The sequence below is a fragment of the Paenibacillus sp. Soil750 genome (assembly GCF_001428045.1).
GTDB classification, from domain to species: domain Bacteria; phylum Bacillota; class Bacilli; order Paenibacillales; family NBRC-103111; genus Paenibacillus_E; species Paenibacillus_E allorhizoplanae.
Genome location: NZ_LMSD01000024.1, coordinates 1 through 22,406, shown reverse-complemented (window position 1 = coordinate 22,406; position 22,406 = coordinate 1). Strand labels below are relative to the sequence as shown.

Here is a 22,406-nt window from a genome sequence, read left to right as displayed (position 1 = left end):
ACAATATACCTTTTAGGGAGGGTCTTATCTTGAAAAAATTACTTACACTTGCCGTAGCAGGCGCTTTGGTTGCAACCGTTGCAGGTTGTGGAAATAAAACAGAAACTCCAGCAGCATCAACAGCTCCAGCAGCTTCCACAGGTGCAGCAGCAACTACAGCTCCAGCAGCTGGTAAAAAACCAACAATCGGTGTAGCGATCTATAAATTTGACGATACGTTCATGTCTGGTGTTCGTGCAGCGATCTCCGATGCGGCGAAAGATAAAGCGACTGTTGATATCGTAGACAGCCAAAACTCCCAACCAACACAAAACGATAAAGTTGACCTTTTCATCACGAAAAAAGTAAATGCACTTGCGATCAACGCAGTTGACCGTACGGCAGCTGGCGTTATCATCGATAAAGCAAAAACAGCGAACATTCCAGTTGTCTTCTTAAACCGTGAGCCACTTGATACGGATATGAAGAAATGGGATAAAGTTTACTACGTAGGCGCTAAAGCTGAGCAATCCGGAACAATGGAAGGCCAACTATTGGTTGACTACTTCAAAGCTCACCCAGAAGCTGACAAAAACAAAGACGGTAAAATCCAATACGTCATGCTTAAAGGCGAGCCAGGACACCAAGATGCTGAGCTTCGTACGAAATTCTCTATCCAAGCCATCACAGATTCCGGTATGGGTGTAGAAAAAGTAGCAGAAGATACAGCGATGTGGGATCGCGTTAAAGGACAAGAGAAAATGGCAGCATTCCTAGCTTCCAGCGAAAGCAAAATCGAAGCTGTTCTTGCGAACAACGATGACATGGCGCTTGGTGCAATCGAAGCTTTGAAAGCAAAAGGCTATTTCAAAGACAACAAATTCCTTCCAGTAGTTGGTGTAGATGCAACAGCTCCAGCTCTACAAGCTCTTAGCGATGGAACGCTTCTAGGTACAGTTCTAAACGATGCGAAGAACCAAGGCGCTGCAACAACAAGTGTAGCAACAGCTCTTGCTAATGGTTTAGTACCAAGCAAAGAAACAACTGGCTATGATATCACTGACGGTAAATACGTGTGGATTTCCTACAAAAAAATCACAAAAGCTAACATGAACGAAGCGAAGTAATTGTGAGAATGGGCAAGAGAGGCGATATCAGAGCAACAATCGCGCTTTTGCCTTCCTTTTTTGGAAACCCGTGAAGATAAAGAGAAATAAGCTTCGAATAAAGGCTTCACTTTGTGGGGATTATCGTGAGCTGTAGGGGGAGTTACCATGACTGTACATGACTATTTATTGGAAATGAATCAAATCTCCAAAGAGTTCCCCGGCGTCAAAGCGCTGGATAATGTCACCCTCAAAGTTCGTCCAGGAAGCGTACATGCGCTAATGGGAGAGAACGGCGCGGGTAAATCGACGCTCATGAAATGCTTGTTCGGCATTTATAAGCCCGATGGTGGAGAAATTAAGCTTAATGGCGAAGTCGCTTCAATTACGAACTCTAAAGATGCGTTAGCGAATGGTATTTCGATGATTCACCAAGAGCTTCACCCCGTTCCACATCGCAATGTGATGGAGAACATTTGGTTAGGCAGATTCCCGCTAAAAGGTATCGGACCTTTGAAATTAGTGGACCACAAAAAAATGCGTACAGATACAGAGAGTTTGTTCAAACAACTCCAAATGGATATTAAGCCGGATACACTGGTTGGTACCTTATCGGTATCCAAAGTGCAATCCATTGAAATTGCCAAGGCTGTTTCTTTCAATTCGAAAGTCATTGTTATGGATGAGCCGACTTCATCGCTTACGGGTAACGAAGTTGAGCAGTTGTTTCGCATCATTCGCGATCTGAAGAGCCGCGGTGTTTCGATCATCTATATTTCACATAAAATGGAAGAGATTTTGGAAATTTCGGACGAAGTAACGATTATGCGTGATGGTACCAAAATTGGTACATGGGCATCTTCCGAGCTTACCACAGATATGATCATCTCCAAGATGGTTGGACGTGATTTGAAAGAGCGTTTCCCTGAGCGCAGTAATGTGCCAGAAGGCGTATTGATGAAGGTAGAGGATCTGACTTCGGTCGTTCCTAAATCGTTCAAGAATGTGTCTTTTGAGCTGAAAAAGGGTGAGATTCTCGGTGTCGGCGGCCTTGTAGGGGCACAACGGACAGAGTTGATTGAATCCCTCTTCGGGATGAGAGGTATTGCTTCAGGAAGCATCTCCATTCATGGGAAGCCTGTGAAGCTGAAATCGCCGATGGATGCGATCAAGCAAAAGATTGCTTTGCTGACGGAAGAGCGCCGCGTAACAGGTATTTTCCCTGTGTTATCGGTTTTGGAAAACACGGTCATTGCCAATTTGGGACGATACATGAATCCATTAGGCTTCATTCAAGAAGCAAAACGTAAAGAAGAAGTTAAACAAAGTATCGAAATGCTACGCGTGAAAACGCCGAATATGCATGCGCTGATTAAGAACTTGTCCGGTGGTAATCAACAAAAGGTTTTGCTGGCCAGATGGCTACTTACGGAACCTGAGGTACTTCTTCTCGATGAACCAACTCGGGGAATTGATGTAGGAGCCAAATTTGAGATTTACTCCATCATTGCTGACCTTGCGAAGCAGGGGAAAAGTATTATCATGATCTCTTCTGAAATGCCCGAGCTTCTTGGGATGTCAGACCGAATTATGGTTATGTGTGAGGGACGTCTTACGGGCATTGTAGAAGGAAATAAAGCAACAGAAGAAGAGATTATGCGCCTTGCTGCACAGCATATGGCATAATGGAGGGGGCCTAGAACCATGACTACAAAAACAGAAACATTGAAATCCAGAGACCTTAGCGGGTTCATTACCAAATACGCTATCTACATCGTACTAGTTGTTCTAGTTATTGGGATCGCAATTTATGATCCACGCTTTTTATCCGTAAGTATCCTACGTGATATCTTATTGCAGTCTTCCACACGTGTCATTATCGCGTTGGGTGCAGCGTTCATTCTGATCACAGGCGGAACGGATTTATCCGCAGGACGAATCGTTGGTTTATCGGCGGTTATCTCCGCTTCTATGCTCCAAACAGAGGAGTATGGCAGAAGATTTTTCCCTGACTTACCGCAATTGCCAATGTTTATTCCGATTCTAATTGCTGTTGTAGCGGGTTTAATCGTTGGGTTAATTAATGGGATTGTCGTTGCTAAGTTCCGAGTCCCGCCATTCATTGCGACATTAGGAACGATGGTAGCTGTTTATGGTGCGAACTCCTTGTACTTCGATATGAAGCCAAACCAATCACAACCAATCGGTGGTCTTCGTCCTGATTTCAGTAGTCTGGGAACTGGAGCCATTGGATCAAGCTCAACTTACTCGATTCCTTATATCGTTATTTTCGCGATAATCGTCTCGGTTATTGTTTGGATCGTATTTAATAAAACAAAGCTAGGTAAATATATGTACGCGATTGGTGGCAACATTCATGCCGCTGTCGTTTCTGGGATTAACGTAAATCGTTACTTGATCTATATTTATGCGATTGCAGGTGCACTTTACGGACTTGCAGGGGTATTGGAAGCAGCAAGAACGGGTGGAGCAACGAACAACTATGGTAACATGTACGAGCTTGATGCGATCGCGGCTTGCGTTGTCGGCGGTGTATCAACTTCAGGTGGTATCGGTACGGTACCAGGTGTTCTTGCAGGGGTATTGATCTTTAGTGTTATCAACTACGGGTTAACGTTTATCGGAATTAGCCCATACTGGCAGTTGATTATCAAAGGTGTGATCATCGTTGCTGCGGTAGCGTTTGATATGCGGAAATATATGAATTCGAAGTAAGTTACGGAGGCTGTCGATATTCTCGGCAGCCTTTTATAATCGAGATTTATGTAAGCGTTTACGAATTGGCAGGGGGAGTAGAACAATGTATACAAATCACAACAGGCCTGATTGGAAAAAGCGACTTTTATTTATCTCTTTGCAAACGAAGCTAGTGGGGGCCTTTGTACTCGTTTCCTTACTGGTGGGGATCACGAGCGGATTATCTTATATCTATATCAAAAAAGTGGACAACTCCTACACGGAGCTGCTCGATAAGAATGTGAGATTACTTCAGGACGTTGCAGAAATAAAAGAAAAAACACAGATGCAAACGAGTTTATTGTTTGGTTATGTGTTGGATCCGACGAAGGATAGGGAGAAGCTTTTAACAGATATGAATGGGAAGCTTTCCTCGATCATTACGAAAATGCAAGATACGGACGGGAACGAGGAGGAACAATCCGCTGTTGGGTCTATGCTGGAGGCGAATCAAACATTCGCTAGGTTGGTTCAAAAGGTGGTTGCGTACGGTGAAAAAGGCGACACTTCCTTGGCAAAAGCGGAAGCTATGCAGTGGGCGATTCCAACAACGGAAACTTTGACGCAAGCGGCGGCTAAAATTGAAGAGCTCGAAGCTGTCATTCAGGCAGATGCTTCTGCTCAGAATCATCAGACCGTCGGGGCGACGATAAAGACTTTGATTTGGGTAAGTGGAGTGGCGTTAGTATTCGCACTAGTTATTGGTTTCTTGGTCTCGCGTTCTATCGTGGTGCCAGTGCGCTCCATGGTGAAAGCTGCAGAGCGAATCGCGAATTGCGATTTATCCGTAGGCGATATTGGGGTGAAAAGCCGCGACGAGCTGAGTGATTTGGCAACTGCCTTCAATCAGATGAAAGGCAATCTGCAGGGCTTGATTCGCCAAGTGGGCAGAAGTAGCGAGCAGGTAGCTGCAGCCTCGGAAGAGCTTAGTGCGAATTCCAATCAGGTTAGTGAGTTATCGGAGCGGATCACGGGAACGATTCAAATCATTTCGCAGGGCACGAATGCACAGGTAGGCAGTGTCCATCAAGGTGTGGCCATCATGGAGGAAATGTCAGCGGCAGTTACGCAGATTGCTAGTGTCACGCAGACGGCGAATAAGCAGTCTTTGTTTGCGCAGCAGGAGGCGGGGGAAGGCACGGCCGCGATTGAGACTGCGGTAAGGCAGATGCAAGCTATTTATGGCAAGATGAAGGAGCTCGCTATCTCGGTCGATCGATTAAGCGGCCGTTCAGAGAAAATCGTCAACGCGAATGCGATGATTGCTGGTATTGCGCGGCAGACGAATATGCTGGCGCTCAATGCTTCGATTGAGGCGGCACGCGCAGGAGCCGCGGGCAAGGGGTTTGCTGTGGTTGCGGAGGAAGTCCGCAAGCTGTCCATGCAGACTGGCGCAGCGGCGGAGGAAGTGGCTTCTCTTGTCACGAGTATCCAGGAGGAGACGAGGGACGTAATGCGCTCGACCGAAGCGGGCAGCCGTGAGGTGGAGACGGGGCTTGAGGTCGTCGGCGAAGCGGGATCGACGTTTGGGCGCATTCGTTCGGCGATGGACGAGGTCGCTCGTCAGATCGAGGAAGTAGCGGGCTGCTCGGAGGCTATCTCCGAGAAGACGCTCGTCGCCGTTGGTGTGATTCGCGCCATCGACGAGGTGGCGGGGCAGACCGCTGCGGGCGCGAAGAACGTCTCCGCCAACATCGAGGGGCAGTACGCGAGCATGGAGGAGATCGTCTCCTCCGCGACGGTGCTGAGCAGCATGGCTGCGGAGCTGCAGGGGTTGATTGGGCGGTTTCGGGTTTGAGGGCGTGTCTGCAACGTATATCCGAATGTTGATCGACTTGATTTCGGATAAAGAGAAGCTCGTAGCAGCCTCAAGAGTGGGACACATAGCGTACCGAGGGTAATTGACATTAGTTTGACATCAAACTATAATAGGATTATGGAAACTAGAGATGCAATTTCATTAATCTCCAAAATTAGAGAGAAAGTAAATCGATTTATTGTAGCGGAGATGGATAAAAATGGTATTGGTGGGATTGGCACATCGCATGGTGATATCTTCTATGCGCTATTTAAGAATCCCAGGCTAACTATGGCGGACATTTCGAAGAAAATTAGTAAGGATAAATCCACAGTTACAGCGCTTGTCGATAAGTTGGTTCGACTCGGATATGTGATGAAGGAAAGGGATAAAGAAGATACGAGGGTTGTTTATGTGGCTTTAACCCAAAAGGGTAGTGAATTGAAACCACTCTTTGAATCGATATCGAAAGAGATGTTAGACGCCTTTTACTTAAACATCTCTGATGAAGAAAAAGAAGAACTGCTTCACATTTTAAAAAAAATTTATAGTAACCTATAAATTTTTTTGTGTAAAAATAGTTTGATGTAAAACTAAATAAGGAGGAAATGGTCATGAGAGATTTTACGAAAGAATTGCCCGCTCATACGGAGAAATACATCGGGGATTACGATTTATTTATAGAGATATTCGAGGGGGAAAGCCTCTCGAAAGCAACTAAACAAAAGCCTCCTTTGCTTTTTGTACATGGCGCCTTTACAGGAAGTTGGATGTGGAGCAAGTATATACCACACTTTATCGACGAAGGTTGGAAATGCTATGTCATGAACTTGAGAAGTCACTATAAAAGTAGGCAACTAGATATGACAATCATAACTTTTGAGGACTATTTGGAGGACATTAATGAGGCTATTGCTGAGTGTGGTGTTCCGCCGATAGTTATCGGATTTAGCATGGGAGGGATCTTGAGCGAGAAGTTGGCTGAAACCGTCGAGATCGCCGGGTTGGTGTTGATCGATTCCGTCATAAGCAGAGAGGTTCATGAAGCCGTACCATACAAGGAATTAGGCCGAATGATATCTGAAATCATTGTGCCTGCCCCAGTACGTGAAGAGCAATCCAGCATAGATGAATCTGCAGATGACATCGAATTTCAAAGAAAGTATTTGGCTACCGAGTCAGCAAAGGCATTTAACGCTTTTATATTCTCACCCGAAGCAAAGGGGATATCCATTGACAGCAGTTCAATTTCTTGTCCGTGTTTGGTTATCAAAGCTGTAAACTGTGATGACGACGATCGCCGGGGTAGTGTGACAGCGGAGCATCTCCGTGCTGAATATAGAGGGCTTTGGAACACAACGCATACCGGTGTGCTCGTAGGACAGAGATATATGGAAGCGGTAGATGCAATTATGGAATGGTTAAAGAGATTTTAAACCAAATAAGGGCTGTCCTGATGTAGGTGTATCTACTTCAAGGGACAGCCCTTTATCATTTCTGTACGAGCATAAGAAGGCTCAAGTACATCTTTCCTTGCATTGTGACCAGAAGAAGCAGATATGTCCTAAATGTCCTGCATATAATTCAATATCAGCATTCTTCGAACGATAGCAAACGAAAAGATGATTTCCCTTGTAATCAGCATGTTCGGTTCAGATGAAATTTGCGAAGAGAGGAGTTATTCCCTTTGATGGAAGCCGCAAGTAAAATAATGAAATTATTTGTGCTAACGAGTGGGGTCGCCTTGTTTGATATTGTCATGCTTTCACCGGGACTTCTAGGCATTGGAATCGGACACAGTGCGTTACAAACGGCACTCACCGTTTCCATTCTGCTCGGAAGCACCCTGGTATTGCTGTTTGGCATTTATAGCGTAGTCATGAAGCCGAACGTTCGACTTCCCGTCAAACAGATGAAGAGCACCGAGGATTTGGAGGATGCTTTGAGACAATTCAAAGGTGTCAAATCCCTCTCACAGGAAATCGCGCTTGGCTTGCACCAATTGGAGCGAATGCGTAAAAAACAAGATACCATACGAAGTATCCTTATCCAGAGGTTTGAACCGAGCGGACTTAGCTTTCAGAAATTTGCTTATACGACGCAAGAGGTGGAGAAGTTATTTTTTCACAATATTCGGAGTATGATAAACCGTCTCCATGTGTTCGATGAAGAGGAGTTTCAAAGTATCTCTAAACAAAATACGAGCCAGTTGTCCCCCGAGCTTTTGCAAGAAAAAAGAACCGTGTATAAAGCACATATGTCGTTTGTTAAATCCGCTTTACATATTAATGAAGAAATTTTGCTCAAATTGGATAGGTTGCTGTTAGAAATTTCTCGACTAGATAGTCTGGAGATTGGTGATATCGGGCAAATGCCGGGCATGCAAGAGATTGATGCTTTGATCAAGCAAACACAATTCTACAAACAGTAGAGGTGGTGCTCAAAACATGAATAAAACGAAGTTCTTCTTTATATCGCTGCTTATTGTGATTATTGTATTTATCGGTGTTTATGCTGGCGTTTCTTTCACGGCCAATATTGGTAAATCCCAAACTCAAGTGACAGCGGAGAGTGCTGTAAAGCAATTGAACAAGATGTACGAGAAGATCTCAGTGGTGAACGGAACACCAGTCAAAGGACAGATTGATATTAATCCAGCGGATGTCGCTTCATCTCTGCCTGATATTTCGAAATTTCCAATTACGGTGAATAATACGACGGATTATTTCGTAGAAATTTTCTCCTCGACAGAGAAATCCGGCAGTGGCGTGGATGGTTGGTTAACGGATGTAGCGAACGAATTTAATAAAGCGCAGATTGTGGTTAACGGGAAGACGGCCTCTGTCAAAATTCGCAATATTGCTTCTGGAACGGCGACGGACTATATCAAGTCAGGCAAATATGTGCCGGATGCTTTTACACCTTCGAATGAGTTATGGGGGGAGATGATCAAATCTGGCGGTCCGAAAATACAACTTGTCACAAAAAGTCTGGTAGGAAATGTCCCCGGTATTGTGATTTCGAAGAAAAAATATGATGCCCTCGTTGCCAAATACGGCTCCATCAATGTAAATACCGTGACGCAAGCTATTTCAAATAACGAATTTGCTATGGGTTATACGGACCCTTTCGCGAGTTCAACCGGCCTCAATTTTCTCGTAACAGCTTTAAGCACATGGGATAATAAAAACCCAATTAGTGAGAAGGCCGTTCTAGAATTCGAGAAATTCCAAACGAACGTGCCCTTTATCGCATCTACAACCATTCAAATGCGAGATGCTGCGAAGTCAGGAATGCTGGATGGCTTCGTGCTGGAATACCAGACATTTCAGAATGCTGCGGAGCTGACGAATGACTATGTGTTTACACCTTTTGGATATAGACATGATAGCCCACTCTATGCTCTTGGTGATTTGCCGATCGTGAAACTTGATGTGATTAAGCGATTTGCTGAATTCGTTACACAGGCGAAATATCAACAATCAGCCAAGGATAAAGGGTTTAATGGGCTAGAAAATTACAAGAGTGAGCTCCCTGCCATCGATGGAAATACACTTTCTTCTGCTCAAAAGGTTTGGAAAGAAAAGAAGAACGGAAGCAAGCCTCTTGCCGCTGTTTTTGTTACGGATGTATCTGGCAGCATGGACGGTAAACCCATTAGTCGATTGAAAGAATCTCTGCTCAAAGGTCAGAAATATCTTGGCAAAGAAAATAGAATTGGTCTTGTATCCTATTCGAATGGTGTGACGATTAATCTCCCCATTGCCAAGTACGATACGAATCAGCAATCGCTGTTTGTGGGTACCGTAGGTACGCTACAAGCAGGGGGAGGAACAGCGACGTTTGATGCCATTGCCGTTGCAATGAAAATGCTGCAAGACTATATGGTAGCAGATCCGAATGTGAAACCGATCATCTTCGTATTGAGTGATGGGGAAACCAATGCAGGACATTCCTTGAAGGACATCCGAGGATTGATCGAGACGTTGCAAATTCCCATCTATACGATTGGTTATAATGCCGATATTGCGGCGCTTCAGAGTATTTCCAGTATCAATGAGGCGGCGAGCATTAATGCGGACACGGATGATGTTGTTTATAAAATAAGTAATCTGCTTAACGTCCAGATGTAGGGTTAATTTACCTTTTGAGGGGGAGTTAGAATGTCGTTTTCGTTGGAGATTGCTGGCGATGAGCTGCTTAAAGCCGTTGTAGAGGAGCAAGTGAAGCCTGTTCCAGAGGAAGTTGTTAAACTGAAAGCGCAAGCCGAACAGAATGTACAGACGATTATGGAGATCGATCTCGACTCACTGGAGAAACGCAAAAATATTTTGGCAGCGGTAGAAAACTTTGGTATTGAGACAATGCGAGCATCCTCACAGAAAAATTCTTTACTCCAAGTAACGATAGGGCAGCTATCGAGGGCGGGTGACGAGGGGGGAATCGTTGCCAAAGGGCTTGGGGAGCTGCAACTCCAAATGAAGGATCTCGATCCTAGTGGGATCGACTTCGTCAAACGCGGGTTTCTAGGGAAGTTTTTTAACCCACTCCGATCCTACTTCCACCAGTTTGATAAAGCGGACATGGTCATTGCCGAAATTATCGAAACGCTGAATAAAGGGAAATTAGGGTTGAAAGATGACAATACGACACTTCTTCTCGAACAGCATGCACTGCGTGATCTTACCAAAAAGCTCCGTAAGGAGATTCAGCTAGTTTCCTATATGGATGAATCCATTGAAGCACAAATCGCGCTCGCCAAAGCCCGAAATGATGATCCAGAGAAGATCCAATTCATAACGGAAGAGGTGCTTTTTCCACTTCGTCAGAGAACCTTGGATATGCAAGCGATGATGGCGGTCAATCAACAAGGCTTTATTACCTTTGAGGTTGTTATCCGGAATAATAAGGAACTTATCCGCGGCGTGGATCGTGCAAGCACGGTAACGGTAGCGGCTTTGCGTGTCGCCGTTACAGCGGCAAGTGCGCTAGCCAATCAGCGGGTAGTGCTGAAGCAACTCAACGCGTTGTACAATACGACCAATACGTTTATTGAACATACGGGGCAGATGTTGAAACAACAAGGTGTGGATATTCAAAAAGGCGCCATTGAGGCCAGCATCTCAGTAGATTCGCTTAAAAAAGCATTCGCCGACAGCTTTGAAGCCTTGCAGGCGATCAGTACCTATAAGCAAGAAGCGCTTCCGAAAATGCGTGAAACGATTACCCAGTTCCGTGAGCTGGCTGAAACGGGAGAGAAGCAGATTTTGCGGCTGGAGAGAGGCGCGGCTGTGGGGTTATAAGGAAAGGAACCTTGGACTTGTTAAAGTCTGAGGTTCCTTTTTGTTTGTTCCAGGGCTCGCTGTGGATAACTGGATTTTCTGTAGTAAATTCCTTAAAAAATCAGCTCAAATGCCGTATAACTGGATTACCTGTAGTTAATTATTGCGAGTTTAACCTTTTGAGCGAAATTGGTGATAATTAACTACCTATTTTCCATTTAAATCAAAAATTCGGGGAATTTTCTGCGAAATAGCTGTACATTTTCCAGTTAATTGGTTTCGACTATTGGCCAAAGGTTCCTTAGTCACGAATCTCAACAATCAACTCAATTTCCACAGGTGTGTGGAAAGGAAGATCGCTCGTGCCGATCGCGGAACGGGCATGTTTGCCATTTTCGCCAAAGATCTCAACGAGCAGGTTGGACGCACCGTTGATCACATAAGGTTGGTCGCCAAAGCCAGATTCACTGTTGACGAAGCCGAGCATTTTGACGATTTTGACTACACGATCCAAATCACCAAGATACCCTTTCATCACCGCTAAGCAGTTTATGATCGTCTGACGAGCTGCCTCTTGACCTTGCTCAATCGTGACTTCACGGCCGAGTTTACCTTCATACATGAGCTCACCGTTGATACGGCAATCTTGGCCGGATAAGTAAATCAAGTTACCTGTTTGATTGCATGGAATATACGTGAAACGCGGTTCTGGGGAAGGGGGAAGCGTGATACCAAGCTCTTGCAAACGTTGTTCAATAACGGACATATGAATGACCTCCAAGTCAAAGTTAGGTTTAGGTTTATTAGAAAATTTAGTGCTTGCAGCAATGCTGTGCGCGAATGAAGCTGCCTTCCCGCGCATGCGTGTGTTGACCGCCGGTCAACGATAGCGCGCCATTCACGACAACATGCGAGATGCCATCAGGATACTGTCTCGGATTTTCGAACGTCGCATGATCCTGAATGGTATCCGGATTGAACACCGCTACATCCGCGATGTAGCCAGGAACAATCAGCCCTCGCTTACCGAGCTTGAAGCGCTGAACAGGGAACGATGTCACTTTGCGCACCGCTTGCTCCAGGGTCAAAATACGATTCTCGCGGACATACTTCGCAAATACACGAGGGAACGTCCCATATAAGCGAGGGTGCGGCTTCCCGGTATCACAAGTGAGACTATCTGACGCGATGAGCGATTTATCGTAAGCAACAACTTGCTTCACATCTTCGTCAGACATATGGAAGTAGACAATAGAGATTCGGCCTTCTTCTTCCAAAAGGAGATCCATCATACAATCCGCTGGCTCTTGCCCGCGGATTTCGCTGATCTCGGCAAGGTGCTTGCCTTCGAGATGGCGATTGCGCTCCGTATGCATGGCGGAAAGGAACACACTTTGCCAGCCTGTGGAACAAACCAAGTTGTCCCACGCCGTCTGTTCGTGGCTCAATTCTTCGCGAACACGGGCACGAAGCGAAGGATCACGCAGCACCTCAAGCGCACTTTCGATTCCGCCTTCGAGTACCCAAGGAGGAAGAATCGTGGTTAAGCTCGTGGAACCTGCATTATACGGATACACATCACAAGTAACGTCCATACCACGAGAGCGCGCATCTTCAATGAGTTCCAACGCATCGGTGATTTGTCCCCAATTGCGCTTACCAGCTGCTTTGAGGTGAGAGATGTGCAGGGAAACGCCGGCTTTTTCGGCAATCCAGATGACTTCCTTAACGGAAGGCAATAAATTGTTGCCTTCACCACGAATATGCGTGGAGAAAAGACCGTTATACTTCGGCAATACGGAGCATAACTCGGCAATTTCTTCTTTGCTCGTGTAGCTGCCTGGCGCGTAGAGCAGCCCGATGGAGAAGCCAATCGCACCGGCTCGCAGGCCATCTTCGAGCATCGCCTTCATCTGTGCGATTTCTGGCAAGGTTGCTGGCCGATTGGCGAAGCCCATCACCGCGATACGCAGTGCGCCATGCGCCACATAGGTGGCCATATGCTCAGATGGACGCGAGTTCGCGACGGCATCCATATATTCCGCAACCGTTTCCCATGGCCATTGCCATTTGGTTTGACCTAACACCGGCTGAACATAGCTTTGGAGAAGCTCAGCTTGAGAAGGGATGAAGGGAGCAGGAGCGAGCCCGCAGTTGCCGACGACTTCGGCTGTAACGCCTTGACGCATTTTGATTTCACTATGTGGATAATCAAAGATCATCAGATCGGAATGGCAGTGGCCATCAATAAAGCCAGGTGAGATGACTTGCTTATTCACATCGATGACCTTCAAAGCATCCTCATGAAGTTGACCAACAGCGACGATTTTGTTTCCTTGGATGCCAACGTCGCCAGCAAACCAAGGATTACCAGTGCCATCGACGATGCGTCCGTTTTTCAAAATAAGATCCAACATGATGGGGCACCTCCCAATTTATTCAAGCAATTACAGCTATTCCAGCATGCCTCGTGCAAGCACAGGCACACGTTCAAATATGTCACCGCGTTGCATCACAACATGATTGTGCAGGTTAATCGTACTGCAAATATGATTCGGAATAATGCGCAGCTGGTCGCCGACTTTCAGGTCAGCAGCTTGCGCCAATGGGCCAAGCTCCACCATGCCATGCTCTTCGGTCATCCGCACGAGAAGCGCATCTTCCAGGCCATGAATATGGCCGAAGCCGCGCAGCTGCAAGGGATGCGTGCCTGGCTGCACATCGGTCGCGAAGGTTTTGCTGCCACCGTCAACGATCGCTAGATCCGCCGAAGGGCGGCTCACGACGGTGACGAGCAGGCTGCCGGCGCAGTCCTCGAGATCGCAGATGCCAAGCTGCGCCTGCATCCGGTCTTGATAGACGTAGGTGCCGGGACGGACCTCCGTCACCCCTTCAACCGCCGCGGCATACAAAGCCGTCGGCGTCGAGCCAACGCTGACATCCGCGATGGCGATGCCCTCGGCTCTAAGGCGGTCAGCCAGCTGTACCATCAGCTGGCCCTCTTCAAGACCGGCGGCCGCCACGTCGAGCGTGGGCTTGCCGGCAAGCAAGGCGCCGCGGAACGTGTAGATGCCGGTCAGCCGCAGACGCGACATTCCCGCAATCTCCGTGGCAAGCGCGGCCGCCGCCTCATACGGCACACCGGTTCTGCGCAGCCCGGTGTCAATCTCTAACCGAACCTGCAGCGTATGACCATGCTTGGCCGCGGTTTGCTCCATCAGCTGGGCGCCAGCCAAGCTGTCGACCCCAACGATAAGCTCAATCTGCTCGCTGATACGAATAGCTCGTTCGATCTTGCTCGCGGTCACCAAAGGATACGCGATAAAGATATTAGGAATTCCATGCGCCGCCATAACCTCGGCCTCTGACACTTTTGCCACCGTAATGCCAACAGCACCGGCGTCAATTTGTTGCTGAGCGACAGAAGGAAGCTTATGCGTTTTCGCATGCGGACGTAGTTTAACACCATTTTGCCGAACACGTTCTGCCATGGTTGCTATATTCCGTGCCAGAATATCTGTATCAATAAGGACGCAAGGCGTTTCTAGGGAGATGGTCATAGGGATTCACTCTCTTTCGCGTTACTTTTGCCCTCTTCCAGATGGCTGTAAAGGGTGTATTTGGAAATGTTGAGATAGGTGCAGATTTTCTCGCCGCCTTTTTTAATGAGAAAAGCACCTTTCGCATCGAGAAGCTGAATCATGCGCATCTTATCTTCCTTGGTCATGACGGCAACGGGTTTGTCGATGACCTCTTGCGCTTCTTGAATCAGGGCATCGAGTAGATCGCTTACGCTCGTTACGAACGATTCCCTTACCTCGGATTGCTCACCAGCGGGATTAATGAGGTTCTTCAATGTTTTCTCGGCGACCATGAGATCCGTGATGTCCATGTTGATGCAGAGTGAACCGATGATTTTGCCTGCTTTATTTTTCATATACATCGAGCTGGATCGCAGAATGCGGCCGTCCTTCGTTTGGGTCAAATAGTTGAATTTGTTGCCGTTTACATGATTGCCTCGCAGCAGCTCAAGACCTAGATTCGTGCCAGGATCTCCGACTTTACGTCCCGTGATGTGACCGTTGGCAATGGCGACGATAGAACTATCATAAGCACCCGTCAAATCGTGCAGCACGACCTCACAGTTCTCGCCGAATTGAGCGGCAAGGCCTGTTACCATATCTGTCAAAAATACGAATTCATCCTGAATGGATTCCATACCGGTTATCCCCCTCACAGGTTGTAGGTTATTCTGAGCAAAATGGTAACACAAACTTTCTGAATGTCAAACAAAAAGTTTGTTAGACTAAAAAAAAGTATGATTTTCCAGTATCGCTCATGATACTATGGTAAAAAGATTAGGGTATGTGGAATGCTAAGTGTTGCCAGAAGATGGATTGCTAGATGAATGGAGGATTTCCCATGAAGCGGTGGTTTGCCAAATCACTCAATCGCAAGCTCTCATTGCTAATTTTATTCGCAGTTGTATTACCTTTACTTACGATGGGAACGGTCTCTTATCGGATTGCAACCTCGGTCACCGAGGATAAAGCGAAGGAAGCAGGGATGAATACCCTGAGGCAGATGACAGATAAGCTTGATTTTGTTATTCAGGACGTGGAGAACATGTCGATCTTCTTGATCGGACAGAGGGATGTCCAGGCCTACCTTGGCAAAGAAGAAAGTGATATCAATCTGTATTCGCAGCTTATCGGGACCTTATGGAACTTATCCTATTCCAAAAAGTATATTGCCAACATTACCATTACGCCGAAAAACAGTAATCCTGTGTTATATACAACAACGATTACGAATTCAGGTTTGGCACCACTTTTGCAACAGTACGAAACAACGAATAAATCAGCACCCAAATGGTGGTCGCCGCTCTATGACATTCAAACTTCCGATGGTTTACGAAAGGTCATTTCACTGGTCAGACCGATTCGGGATTTCAGCCTATTCAAAACTTTGGGCACCTTATCCTTTTCTCTAGATCAATCAGAGATTGAACATTATTTGACGGATGCAGGCTGGGAAACGAGCGGGTTTGTCGTCTTGGTAGACGCGAATAATCGTATTATTGCTGGCGGCGATCGGAAGTGGCTGATGAAGGATATGTCCGATGTATTCCCCAACTTGCATGGACTTACAGAAACAAGCGGCGTGTCGAATGTGCTGCAAGGGATGCATCCGTATACCGTTCTCTACAACGGACTTCCACGTGTGGGTTGGAAACTAGTCGGATTCATACCGACCGAAATCTATCAAAAGCAAAATGGCTTCGTTCTGACCGTAACAGCCGTCACCATTCTCATTGCGCTCTTGCTAGCGATGGCACTGGTCATTTATTTCTTGCGATGGGTCACCAACCCGCTGATGAAATTGACCAAATATCTCAAAGATCTGAATCCTGACGAGATGATTCCGACATTTGAGGTGAAAAGCGTAGATGAGGTCGGCCTGCTCGTTCATAGCTACAATAAGCTCAGCGACCGAATCAGCCGTCTGAAGATTCAAGTTCAGCTCAACGAAGCGATGAAGAAGGAGGCGGATATTATGGCGCTGCAAGCACAGATTAATCCGCACTTTTTATATAACACCTTGTCGTCTATTCATTGGATTGCCTTGATGAATAAGGATCGACAAATTGCCGAGATGGTCGGTGCGCTCAGTGATTTTTTGCGTTTTAGCTTAAATAAGGGTGAGGAGTTCTGTGTCGTTCAGCAGGAAGTTTCCCATGCACGGAACTATGCGTATATTCAAGCGATTCGATTCCCGGATCAGTTTGAGATTGAATTCTTTATTGACCCTGAAATGACGCAAAGTGTGATGTTGAAGCTGCTGCTTCAGCCATTGATTGAGAACAGCTTGATTCACGGCATACAGAAGAAAAAAACCAAAGGACACATTTATGTCCATGGCGAGCTGCGTGAGCATGATATGAAATTTGTTGTGGAAGATACAGGGATCGGGATGGATGAAGTGAAGCTGAGAGATATTCATGGACAATTGGCTTTGGCCAATCAGAAGCTTGGCATTCGAAGTGAAGCGGATGAAGAGAGGAAGAAGGTTGTGACCAGCTATGGACTTATTAACGTTCACCGCAGGTTGCTGCTGCATTATGGAGCAGGGGCAGGACTAGTTCTGGAAAGTACATTGGGAACAGGTACCCGTATTACATTCCTAATTCCGCGTGAGAGGGGAGAGTCGTCGGTATGAGAATTTTGATCGTGGATGACGAGGTTATTATTCGGACTGGTCTATGTACCGTGATTGATTGGAAAGAGCTTGGGTTAGAGCTGCTGCCAGCAGCTGCATCAGCGGAAGAGGCTTTAGAACGTATTCCGCACGAGAAGCCGCATATCGTTTTGACCGATATCCGGATGTCAGGGATGGACGGTATTGAACTTGCCCGGGAAATAAAGCTAATTCTACCGGATACGGAGATTGTTATTCTCACGGGATATGATGATTTCAACTACGCGCAACAGGCTTTGCGCGGCGGGGTAACGGATTATTTGCTGAAAACCAGCCGTCCGGAGGAGATTATAAAAGCGGCGCTGAAAGCAAAGCAGAACATCATGGATAAATGGGAGTCGGTGAAGCAGGACAACCGTAGGCAGGCCGCTCTGCGCTCACAATTGCTAGAAAGGGCACTCAATCGTGGCTTACACGATGACGATGAGGCACGTACACAGCTTCACCAATGGTTTCATAAAAATGGCGTCGACACCTCAGAGGATGATGGTGCGGGGATTGCAAGACAGGTGCTTATCGTAGCTTGTTCGGGCTGGGTGACATTCGCTGATCTACTGCAAGGTGCCGCAGAGAATATGTTGTACGAGCTGCTCCCTTGCGTGACGCTGATGAATAAGGATCATTTCGTACTTGTCGTCCGATATGAAGTTGGTGTAACGGATGCTGCGGGGCTTCTTAAGGCGCTTCAGCGTGTCACTGAAACACTGAAATGCGCCGTTTTCGCTGCGCTTGGAACGGTTGCGCACGATGATGAGGGTCTGAGAGAGTCCTACCGTGCTGCCAAGGAAGTTTTCGCTTATCAGGGGCTGCTGGGCTCGACTGGCCTTTACACGCCCCAAGATATTCGTGATCGAAGCGGGAGCCGCACGGTGTGCACGGAGAAAGAGGAGTCGGAGCTTGCAGCGATTCTCATGAATGATAATGCGACGGACCTTAGACATTGGGTCAATCACAAGGTTCGCACACAGCTGGAGGATACTTCAGCTACACCGCTTTCCGTTCAAGGGTATATACAGTCTCTTGTAGTAGCCGGTCATCGCTGGTTAGAGAGAGCTAGTACGGCAGAGCAAGATCTATCTGCACTAAGTGCGCTATCTAAGCTAGAGGGGGAAGGCCGTCCTGAAGAGGAAGTGTTCAAGGTGTTGTCAGCGCTCATGAATATTTTCCATCAGGGACTCGATCAGAATAAGTATGCGTATATCCATAAGGCGATTGCGTACATTCGGGATCATTTACATCAGTCAATTACGCTCCAGCAAGTTGCAGGTTATGTCCATATCAATCCTAATCATTTCAGTGAGGTATTTAAGCGGGAGACCGGCTGCACCTATATCGAGTTTGTTACTCGGGAACGGATGAAATTAGCCATAGATATTGTGCAGAGCACGCAAATGAAAGTGAGCGATATTGCTAGACGAGTGGGTTATGAGGATATCAAATACTTTACTCAGCAGTTCAAAAAGCACACGGGAAGAACACCATCCGAGTATCGACAAGGGGGCAAAGACTGAAATATGACCCCCTTCGCACCGAAGTCTCTCCCGTACCAGCGCAGAGAAATGTCCCCTATACTAAAGTAGTAACGAAGAGCGCTTGCAAGTAAAGGAGCTAGTTGCTACGAAACTTTTAGGAGGTCCGAACAAATGAAAAAGTCATTTATCGTTACACTGGCGGCTGCGATGTCACTTTCGTTGATAGCAGGTTGTGGGTCGAATGGAACTACAGATGGGGCAAAAGATAGCACGGCACCAGCTAAAACAGAGACAGCGAAACCTGGTGAGAAAGTTAAGCTTTCTATCTGGCACAACTATACAGGCGAAGATACACGTGCCAAAACGATGCGCGAATATATGGAAAAGTTCAAGAAGGATCATCCGAATGTGGAGTTGGATATTCAAGGGATACCACCCGATGGCTACCGTCCTCGCCTGAAAACCGTAGCAGCAGCAAATGAAATGCCAGATCTATTCGTTATGTGGCCTGGAGTGATGACGAAGGAGTTCGTCGGTGGCGACTTAATCCAACCGATCAATGAGCTTCTTGATAGCAAAGCGGAGTGGAAAGGCAACTTTATGCCAGGTTCCTTCGATGATTTCACCATTTCTGGCAAAACATACGCAGCACCAATGGCTTTATCTCCAACATCTATTCTTTATTACAACAAAGAAATCTTCAACAAATATAACGTACAACCACCGAAAACGTGGGACGACATGATGAAGCTAGTGGATACGTTCAAAAAGAATAACGTAACACCAATCGCACTTGGTAACAAAGCAGCGTGGGTTGCACAATCGAGTATCCTAAGCTCATTGGCTGACCGCGTGACAGGAACAGAATGGTTCTTGAAGGCTGTTGATCAAAATGGTGCGAAGTTTACGGATCCTGAATTTGTTCAATCCTTGACGTACTTACAACAGCTTGGTAAGGCCGGAGCTTTCCAAGAAGGCTTCAACAGCATTGATAACACACAAATGGAGCAAATGTTCGCGCAAGGGAAAGCAGCGATGATGATCGATGGTGGCTGGGCATTGCCGAACCTAGCAGCTAGCGCCTCCAAAGAAGCATTAGCGAACATGGCTGTTACCGTTTTACCTTCCGTACCAAATGGTAAGGGAGATCCGAACACACTATCCGGTGTTGTTGGAACAGGCTTGGGTATGAGTAAAAAAGTAACTGGCGCACAGAAAGCAGCTGCTTACGAGTTGATCTATGCATTGTCTGGTCCAGAAGCACAGAAAGCCATCTTAGAAGGCAATCAGCTTGTTAGTTACAAGGTAGCTTTGGATACAAGCAAAGTAACATCTCTATTCGCAGAAGTTTACAAAATGATGGGCACCGTGAAAATGACGCCTGTTTACGACGGCAGACTGAGCTCATCAAGCGCAGATGTCGTGAACAATGGACTTCAAGAGCTTCTGATGGGCGGCAAGCCAGAAGATATTGCGAAGAAAGTACAAGATGCGCAAGCGAAAGCACTCGGTAAATAAGGTTAGGCCAAAGGACTCCAGCCTTAGTTCGGCTGGAGCCTTTTTTCCAAAAAAAGCTTACAAGGAGGGGCATCATGAACGTGTCCGCAAGAATGAGAGGATTCATTACCATAGGGCTCCTTCCAGCCTTAATCATCTATTTGTTTTTTGTTGTCGTTCCACTCTTTTGGTCGGCGTACTATGGCTTTTTTGACTGGAAAGGCATTGGCGCAGCGAAATATATTGGGATGGATAACTATATCGAAGTATTTACAGATCCGATCTTTTGGAAAGCTTTTAAAAACAACATGCTTATCGTTGCTGCTTCAGTCTTCGGACAGGTTCCGATCGCGATGATCCTAGCGCTTCTCTTGATGCGCAGCACACCTTTTCAACGTATCATTCGAGCTTCCGTCTTTATGCCCATGGTATTGTCTTCTGTCGTTGTCGGGATTATCTGGGGATACATCTACCACCCGCAAATCGGTATTCTGAACTTCTTGCTTGATGGGGTTGGCCTTGATAGCTGGAAGAAAGCTTGGCTCTCCGATCCGAAAGTATCGATGTTCGCACTGATGGTGCCGATCATCTGGAATTATATTGGTCCTTACATGATTATGTTTATTGCTGCCTTACAAAATATTTCTCCTGAAATTGATGATGCTGCCCAGTTGGATGGCGTCGGACCGGTACGTAAGCTATTTGCAGTCACACTGCCAATGATTTGGGATACGGTGAAAGTGGCGATCGTGCTTTGTATTTCGGGCTCCTTGAAGGCGTTCGATCTGATTTACGTCATGACAGGCGGAGGCCCTGCACATTCCACGGAATTGCTGGCTTCCTATATGTATAACAGTACCTTCAATGTGTATCGCTTCGGATTCGGTAGTGCACTCTCCACAGCGATTATTATTCTTAGCCTGCTCTTGATTGTAGGCAGTCAGTATCTAATGAAGCGAGACTATCGCTAACACCGATAATTCGTCAGGAGGGACATCTATGAAGCAGGTTGTAGCGATGCAAACGGGTTTTCCCGCTGGAGCTAAACAACGTAAAGTGTGGACGCGCGGTGCCATCAATACCGTTCTTTCCTTATATGCCCTGGTCACGTTGTATCCATTAATATGGTTATTTATTAGTGCCGTTAAATCAAATGAAGAGTTTTATTCCCGGCCGTTCTTGCTGCCAACAGTCTGGAAGTGGGATAACCTTGTTCGCGCGTGGAAAGTTTCGGGAATGGGACTCTCCTTGTGGAACTCCACAGTCGTAACGGTGGCATCTTTAGTACTTACACTGATTCTAGGCGCATTGGCGGCCTTTGTCATCGCGCGGTTTGAGTTTAAATTGAAGGCATTTTTCACAGGACTGTTCCTGCTAGGCATGCTCATTCCGATTCACAGCACACTAGTACCTCTCTTTATTATCATGAAAAAAATAGGTCTGTTGAACACGTACGGCGCACTAATTTTCCCCTATGTCGCATTTGAGTTACCACTAGCGATCTTCATAGTAGCGGCCTACTTAGTCAGTATTCCAAAAGAAATCGAAGAAGCCGCGCTCATTGACGGTACGGGCTACTGGGGAATTTTCTTCCGCATGATGCTTCCGCTAAGTGTACCTGCACTATCAACCGTTGCCATTCTTGGCTTTCTACGATTCTGGAATGACTTCGCTTTCGCGCTTGTTTTCATTAGTAAGCCTGCACTCAAAACCGTACCGCTTAGCTTATCCGCCTTCGCCACGGGATATATGACCGATTACGAATTGACGATGGCTGCACTAGCGATTGCTGTGCTTCCAACGATTATCGTGTTCCTGCTGTTCCAGGAGCAGATTATGAAGGGCATGACGGCTGGTGCTGTGAAGGGGTAGTAATAGCTGCCCCTTGCAGTGGTGATAAATTGCAACTCTACAGGGTGGGGAAACGTGAAGAGCGTTTCGATGGTGATCATCAAACAGGCATACAGATGCAAAGTTTTGCATCTGTATGCCTGTTTATTGAATCAGAAGAAGTGTGAAAATAAGAACTTGAAGCACAAGTGGAGAAGAGTAGCTGATAAGTAGAAGTAGACCATAATCGGAGCAGCAGAAGAGTAGCAGAAGAGTAGCAGAAGGGTACAACTAGACTAAGAATAGGCGCTCGTCAATGAAATAGCTGGAAAAATGCTCTTCTGTCAAGAAAGTGGACGTCACTAAGTTATGCGACCTGCTGGTAGTATAGCTGCTCAAATTGCTCAGGTGACATGTAACCAATTGT

The 22,406-nt window shown here is 46.6% G+C and carries 18 protein-coding genes; 14 read left to right on the top strand and 4 right to left on the bottom strand.

Annotated elements, in window-relative coordinates; translation table 11 throughout:
* Nucleotides 1-29: 29 nt before the first annotated feature.
* The 9 genes from ASL11_RS22970 (at nt 30) to ASL11_RS22930 (ending at nt 10,943) form a co-directional block, all read left to right on the top strand.
* Nucleotides 30-1,106, top strand: coding sequence for a galactose ABC transporter substrate-binding protein (locus ASL11_RS22970; protein ID WP_216855935.1), 1,077 nt, complete (start codon nt 30-32; stop codon nt 1,104-1,106).
* 147 nt (nt 1,107-1,253) lie between these two features.
* Nucleotides 1,254-2,771: a sugar ABC transporter ATP-binding protein gene (locus ASL11_RS22965; RefSeq protein ID WP_056620300.1), complete on the top strand. Its 1,518-nt coding sequence runs from the start codon at nt 1,254-1,256 to the stop codon at nt 2,769-2,771.
* An 18-nt stretch (nt 2,772-2,789) separates the two neighbouring features.
* Nucleotides 2,790-3,821 carry a galactose/methyl galactoside ABC transporter permease MglC gene (gene mglC, locus ASL11_RS22960; RefSeq protein ID WP_056620298.1) on the top strand — a complete coding sequence of 344 codons (1,032 nt, stop codon included), beginning with the start codon at nt 2,790-2,792 and terminating at the stop codon, nt 3,819-3,821.
* An 85-nt stretch (nt 3,822-3,906) separates the two neighbouring features.
* Nucleotides 3,907-5,640, top strand: coding sequence for a methyl-accepting chemotaxis protein (locus tag ASL11_RS22955; protein ID WP_056620296.1), 1,734 nt, complete (start codon nt 3,907-3,909; stop codon nt 5,638-5,640).
* Between the two features lie 138 nt (nt 5,641-5,778).
* Nucleotides 5,779-6,201, top strand: a complete 423-nt coding sequence (locus ASL11_RS22950) for a MarR family winged helix-turn-helix transcriptional regulator (RefSeq protein WP_056620294.1) — start codon at nt 5,779-5,781, stop codon at nt 6,199-6,201.
* Between the two features lie 53 nt (nt 6,202-6,254).
* A complete protein-coding gene (locus tag ASL11_RS22945) occupies nt 6,255-7,076 on the top strand; it encodes an alpha/beta hydrolase (protein ID WP_056620293.1) in 822 nt (273 codons plus the stop codon).
* 254 nt (nt 7,077-7,330) lie between these two features.
* Nucleotides 7,331-8,071, top strand: coding sequence for a hypothetical protein (locus ASL11_RS22940; RefSeq protein WP_056620292.1), 741 nt, complete (start codon nt 7,331-7,333; stop codon nt 8,069-8,071).
* A gap of 16 nt (nt 8,072-8,087) precedes the next feature.
* Nucleotides 8,088-9,773, top strand: coding sequence for a vWA domain-containing protein (locus ASL11_RS22935; protein WP_056620291.1), 1,686 nt, complete (start codon nt 8,088-8,090; stop codon nt 9,771-9,773).
* Between the two features lie 30 nt (nt 9,774-9,803).
* Nucleotides 9,804-10,943, top strand: a complete 1,140-nt coding sequence (locus ASL11_RS22930; protein ID WP_056620290.1) for a toxic anion resistance protein — start codon at nt 9,804-9,806, stop codon at nt 10,941-10,943.
* A gap of 280 nt (nt 10,944-11,223) precedes the next feature.
* On the opposite strand, the gene ASL11_RS22925 is transcribed toward ASL11_RS22930, so the two are convergent.
* From ASL11_RS22925 to ASL11_RS22910, 4 genes are read right to left on the bottom strand one after another with little or no spacing between them, the layout of a single operon-like run.
* Complete coding sequence (locus ASL11_RS22925) at nt 11,224-11,688, bottom strand: RidA family protein (protein WP_028557558.1); 465 nt, start codon at nt 11,686-11,688, stop codon at nt 11,224-11,226.
* Nucleotides 11,689-11,734: 46 nt separating this feature from the next.
* On the bottom strand, nt 11,735-13,339 hold the full coding sequence (locus tag ASL11_RS22920) for an N-acyl-D-amino-acid deacylase family protein (protein WP_056620289.1): 1,605 nt from the start codon (nt 13,337-13,339) through the stop codon (nt 11,735-11,737).
* Between the two features lie 36 nt (nt 13,340-13,375).
* Nucleotides 13,376-14,482: an alanine racemase gene (locus tag ASL11_RS22915; protein WP_056620288.1), complete on the bottom strand. Its 1,107-nt coding sequence runs from the start codon at nt 14,480-14,482 to the stop codon at nt 13,376-13,378.
* Nucleotides 14,479-15,141, bottom strand: a complete 663-nt coding sequence (locus ASL11_RS22910) for a helix-turn-helix transcriptional regulator (protein WP_056620287.1) — start codon at nt 15,139-15,141, stop codon at nt 14,479-14,481. Before ASL11_RS22910 ends, ASL11_RS22915 begins: the two co-directional genes overlap by 4 nt.
* A 203-nt stretch (nt 15,142-15,344) precedes the next feature.
* Here ASL11_RS22910 and ASL11_RS22905 point away from each other — a divergent pair, with 203 nt between their 5' ends.
* The 5 genes from ASL11_RS22905 (at nt 15,345) to ASL11_RS22885 (ending at nt 22,021) form a co-directional block, all read left to right on the top strand.
* Nucleotides 15,345-17,141: a cache domain-containing sensor histidine kinase gene (locus ASL11_RS22905; RefSeq protein WP_056620284.1), complete on the top strand. Its 1,797-nt coding sequence runs from the start codon at nt 15,345-15,347 to the stop codon at nt 17,139-17,141.
* The gene (locus tag ASL11_RS22900; RefSeq protein WP_056620282.1) at nt 17,138-18,691 is read left to right on the top strand and encodes a response regulator transcription factor; all 1,554 of its coding nucleotides are present in this window, start codon (nt 17,138-17,140) and stop codon (nt 18,689-18,691) included. The genes ASL11_RS22905 and ASL11_RS22900 overlap by 4 nt, the downstream gene beginning before the upstream one ends.
* A gap of 132 nt (nt 18,692-18,823) precedes the next feature.
* On the top strand, nt 18,824-20,170 hold the full coding sequence (locus tag ASL11_RS22895; RefSeq protein WP_056620280.1) for an extracellular solute-binding protein: 1,347 nt from the start codon (nt 18,824-18,826) through the stop codon (nt 20,168-20,170).
* A gap of 74 nt (nt 20,171-20,244) precedes the next feature.
* Nucleotides 20,245-21,120: a carbohydrate ABC transporter permease gene (locus tag ASL11_RS22890; RefSeq protein ID WP_056620278.1), complete on the top strand. Its 876-nt coding sequence runs from the start codon at nt 20,245-20,247 to the stop codon at nt 21,118-21,120.
* Nucleotides 21,121-21,166: 46 nt separating this feature from the next.
* Nucleotides 21,167-22,021: a carbohydrate ABC transporter permease gene (locus ASL11_RS22885; RefSeq protein ID WP_056620317.1), complete on the top strand. Its 855-nt coding sequence runs from the start codon at nt 21,167-21,169 to the stop codon at nt 22,019-22,021.
* Nucleotides 22,022-22,406: the final 385 nt, after the last annotated feature.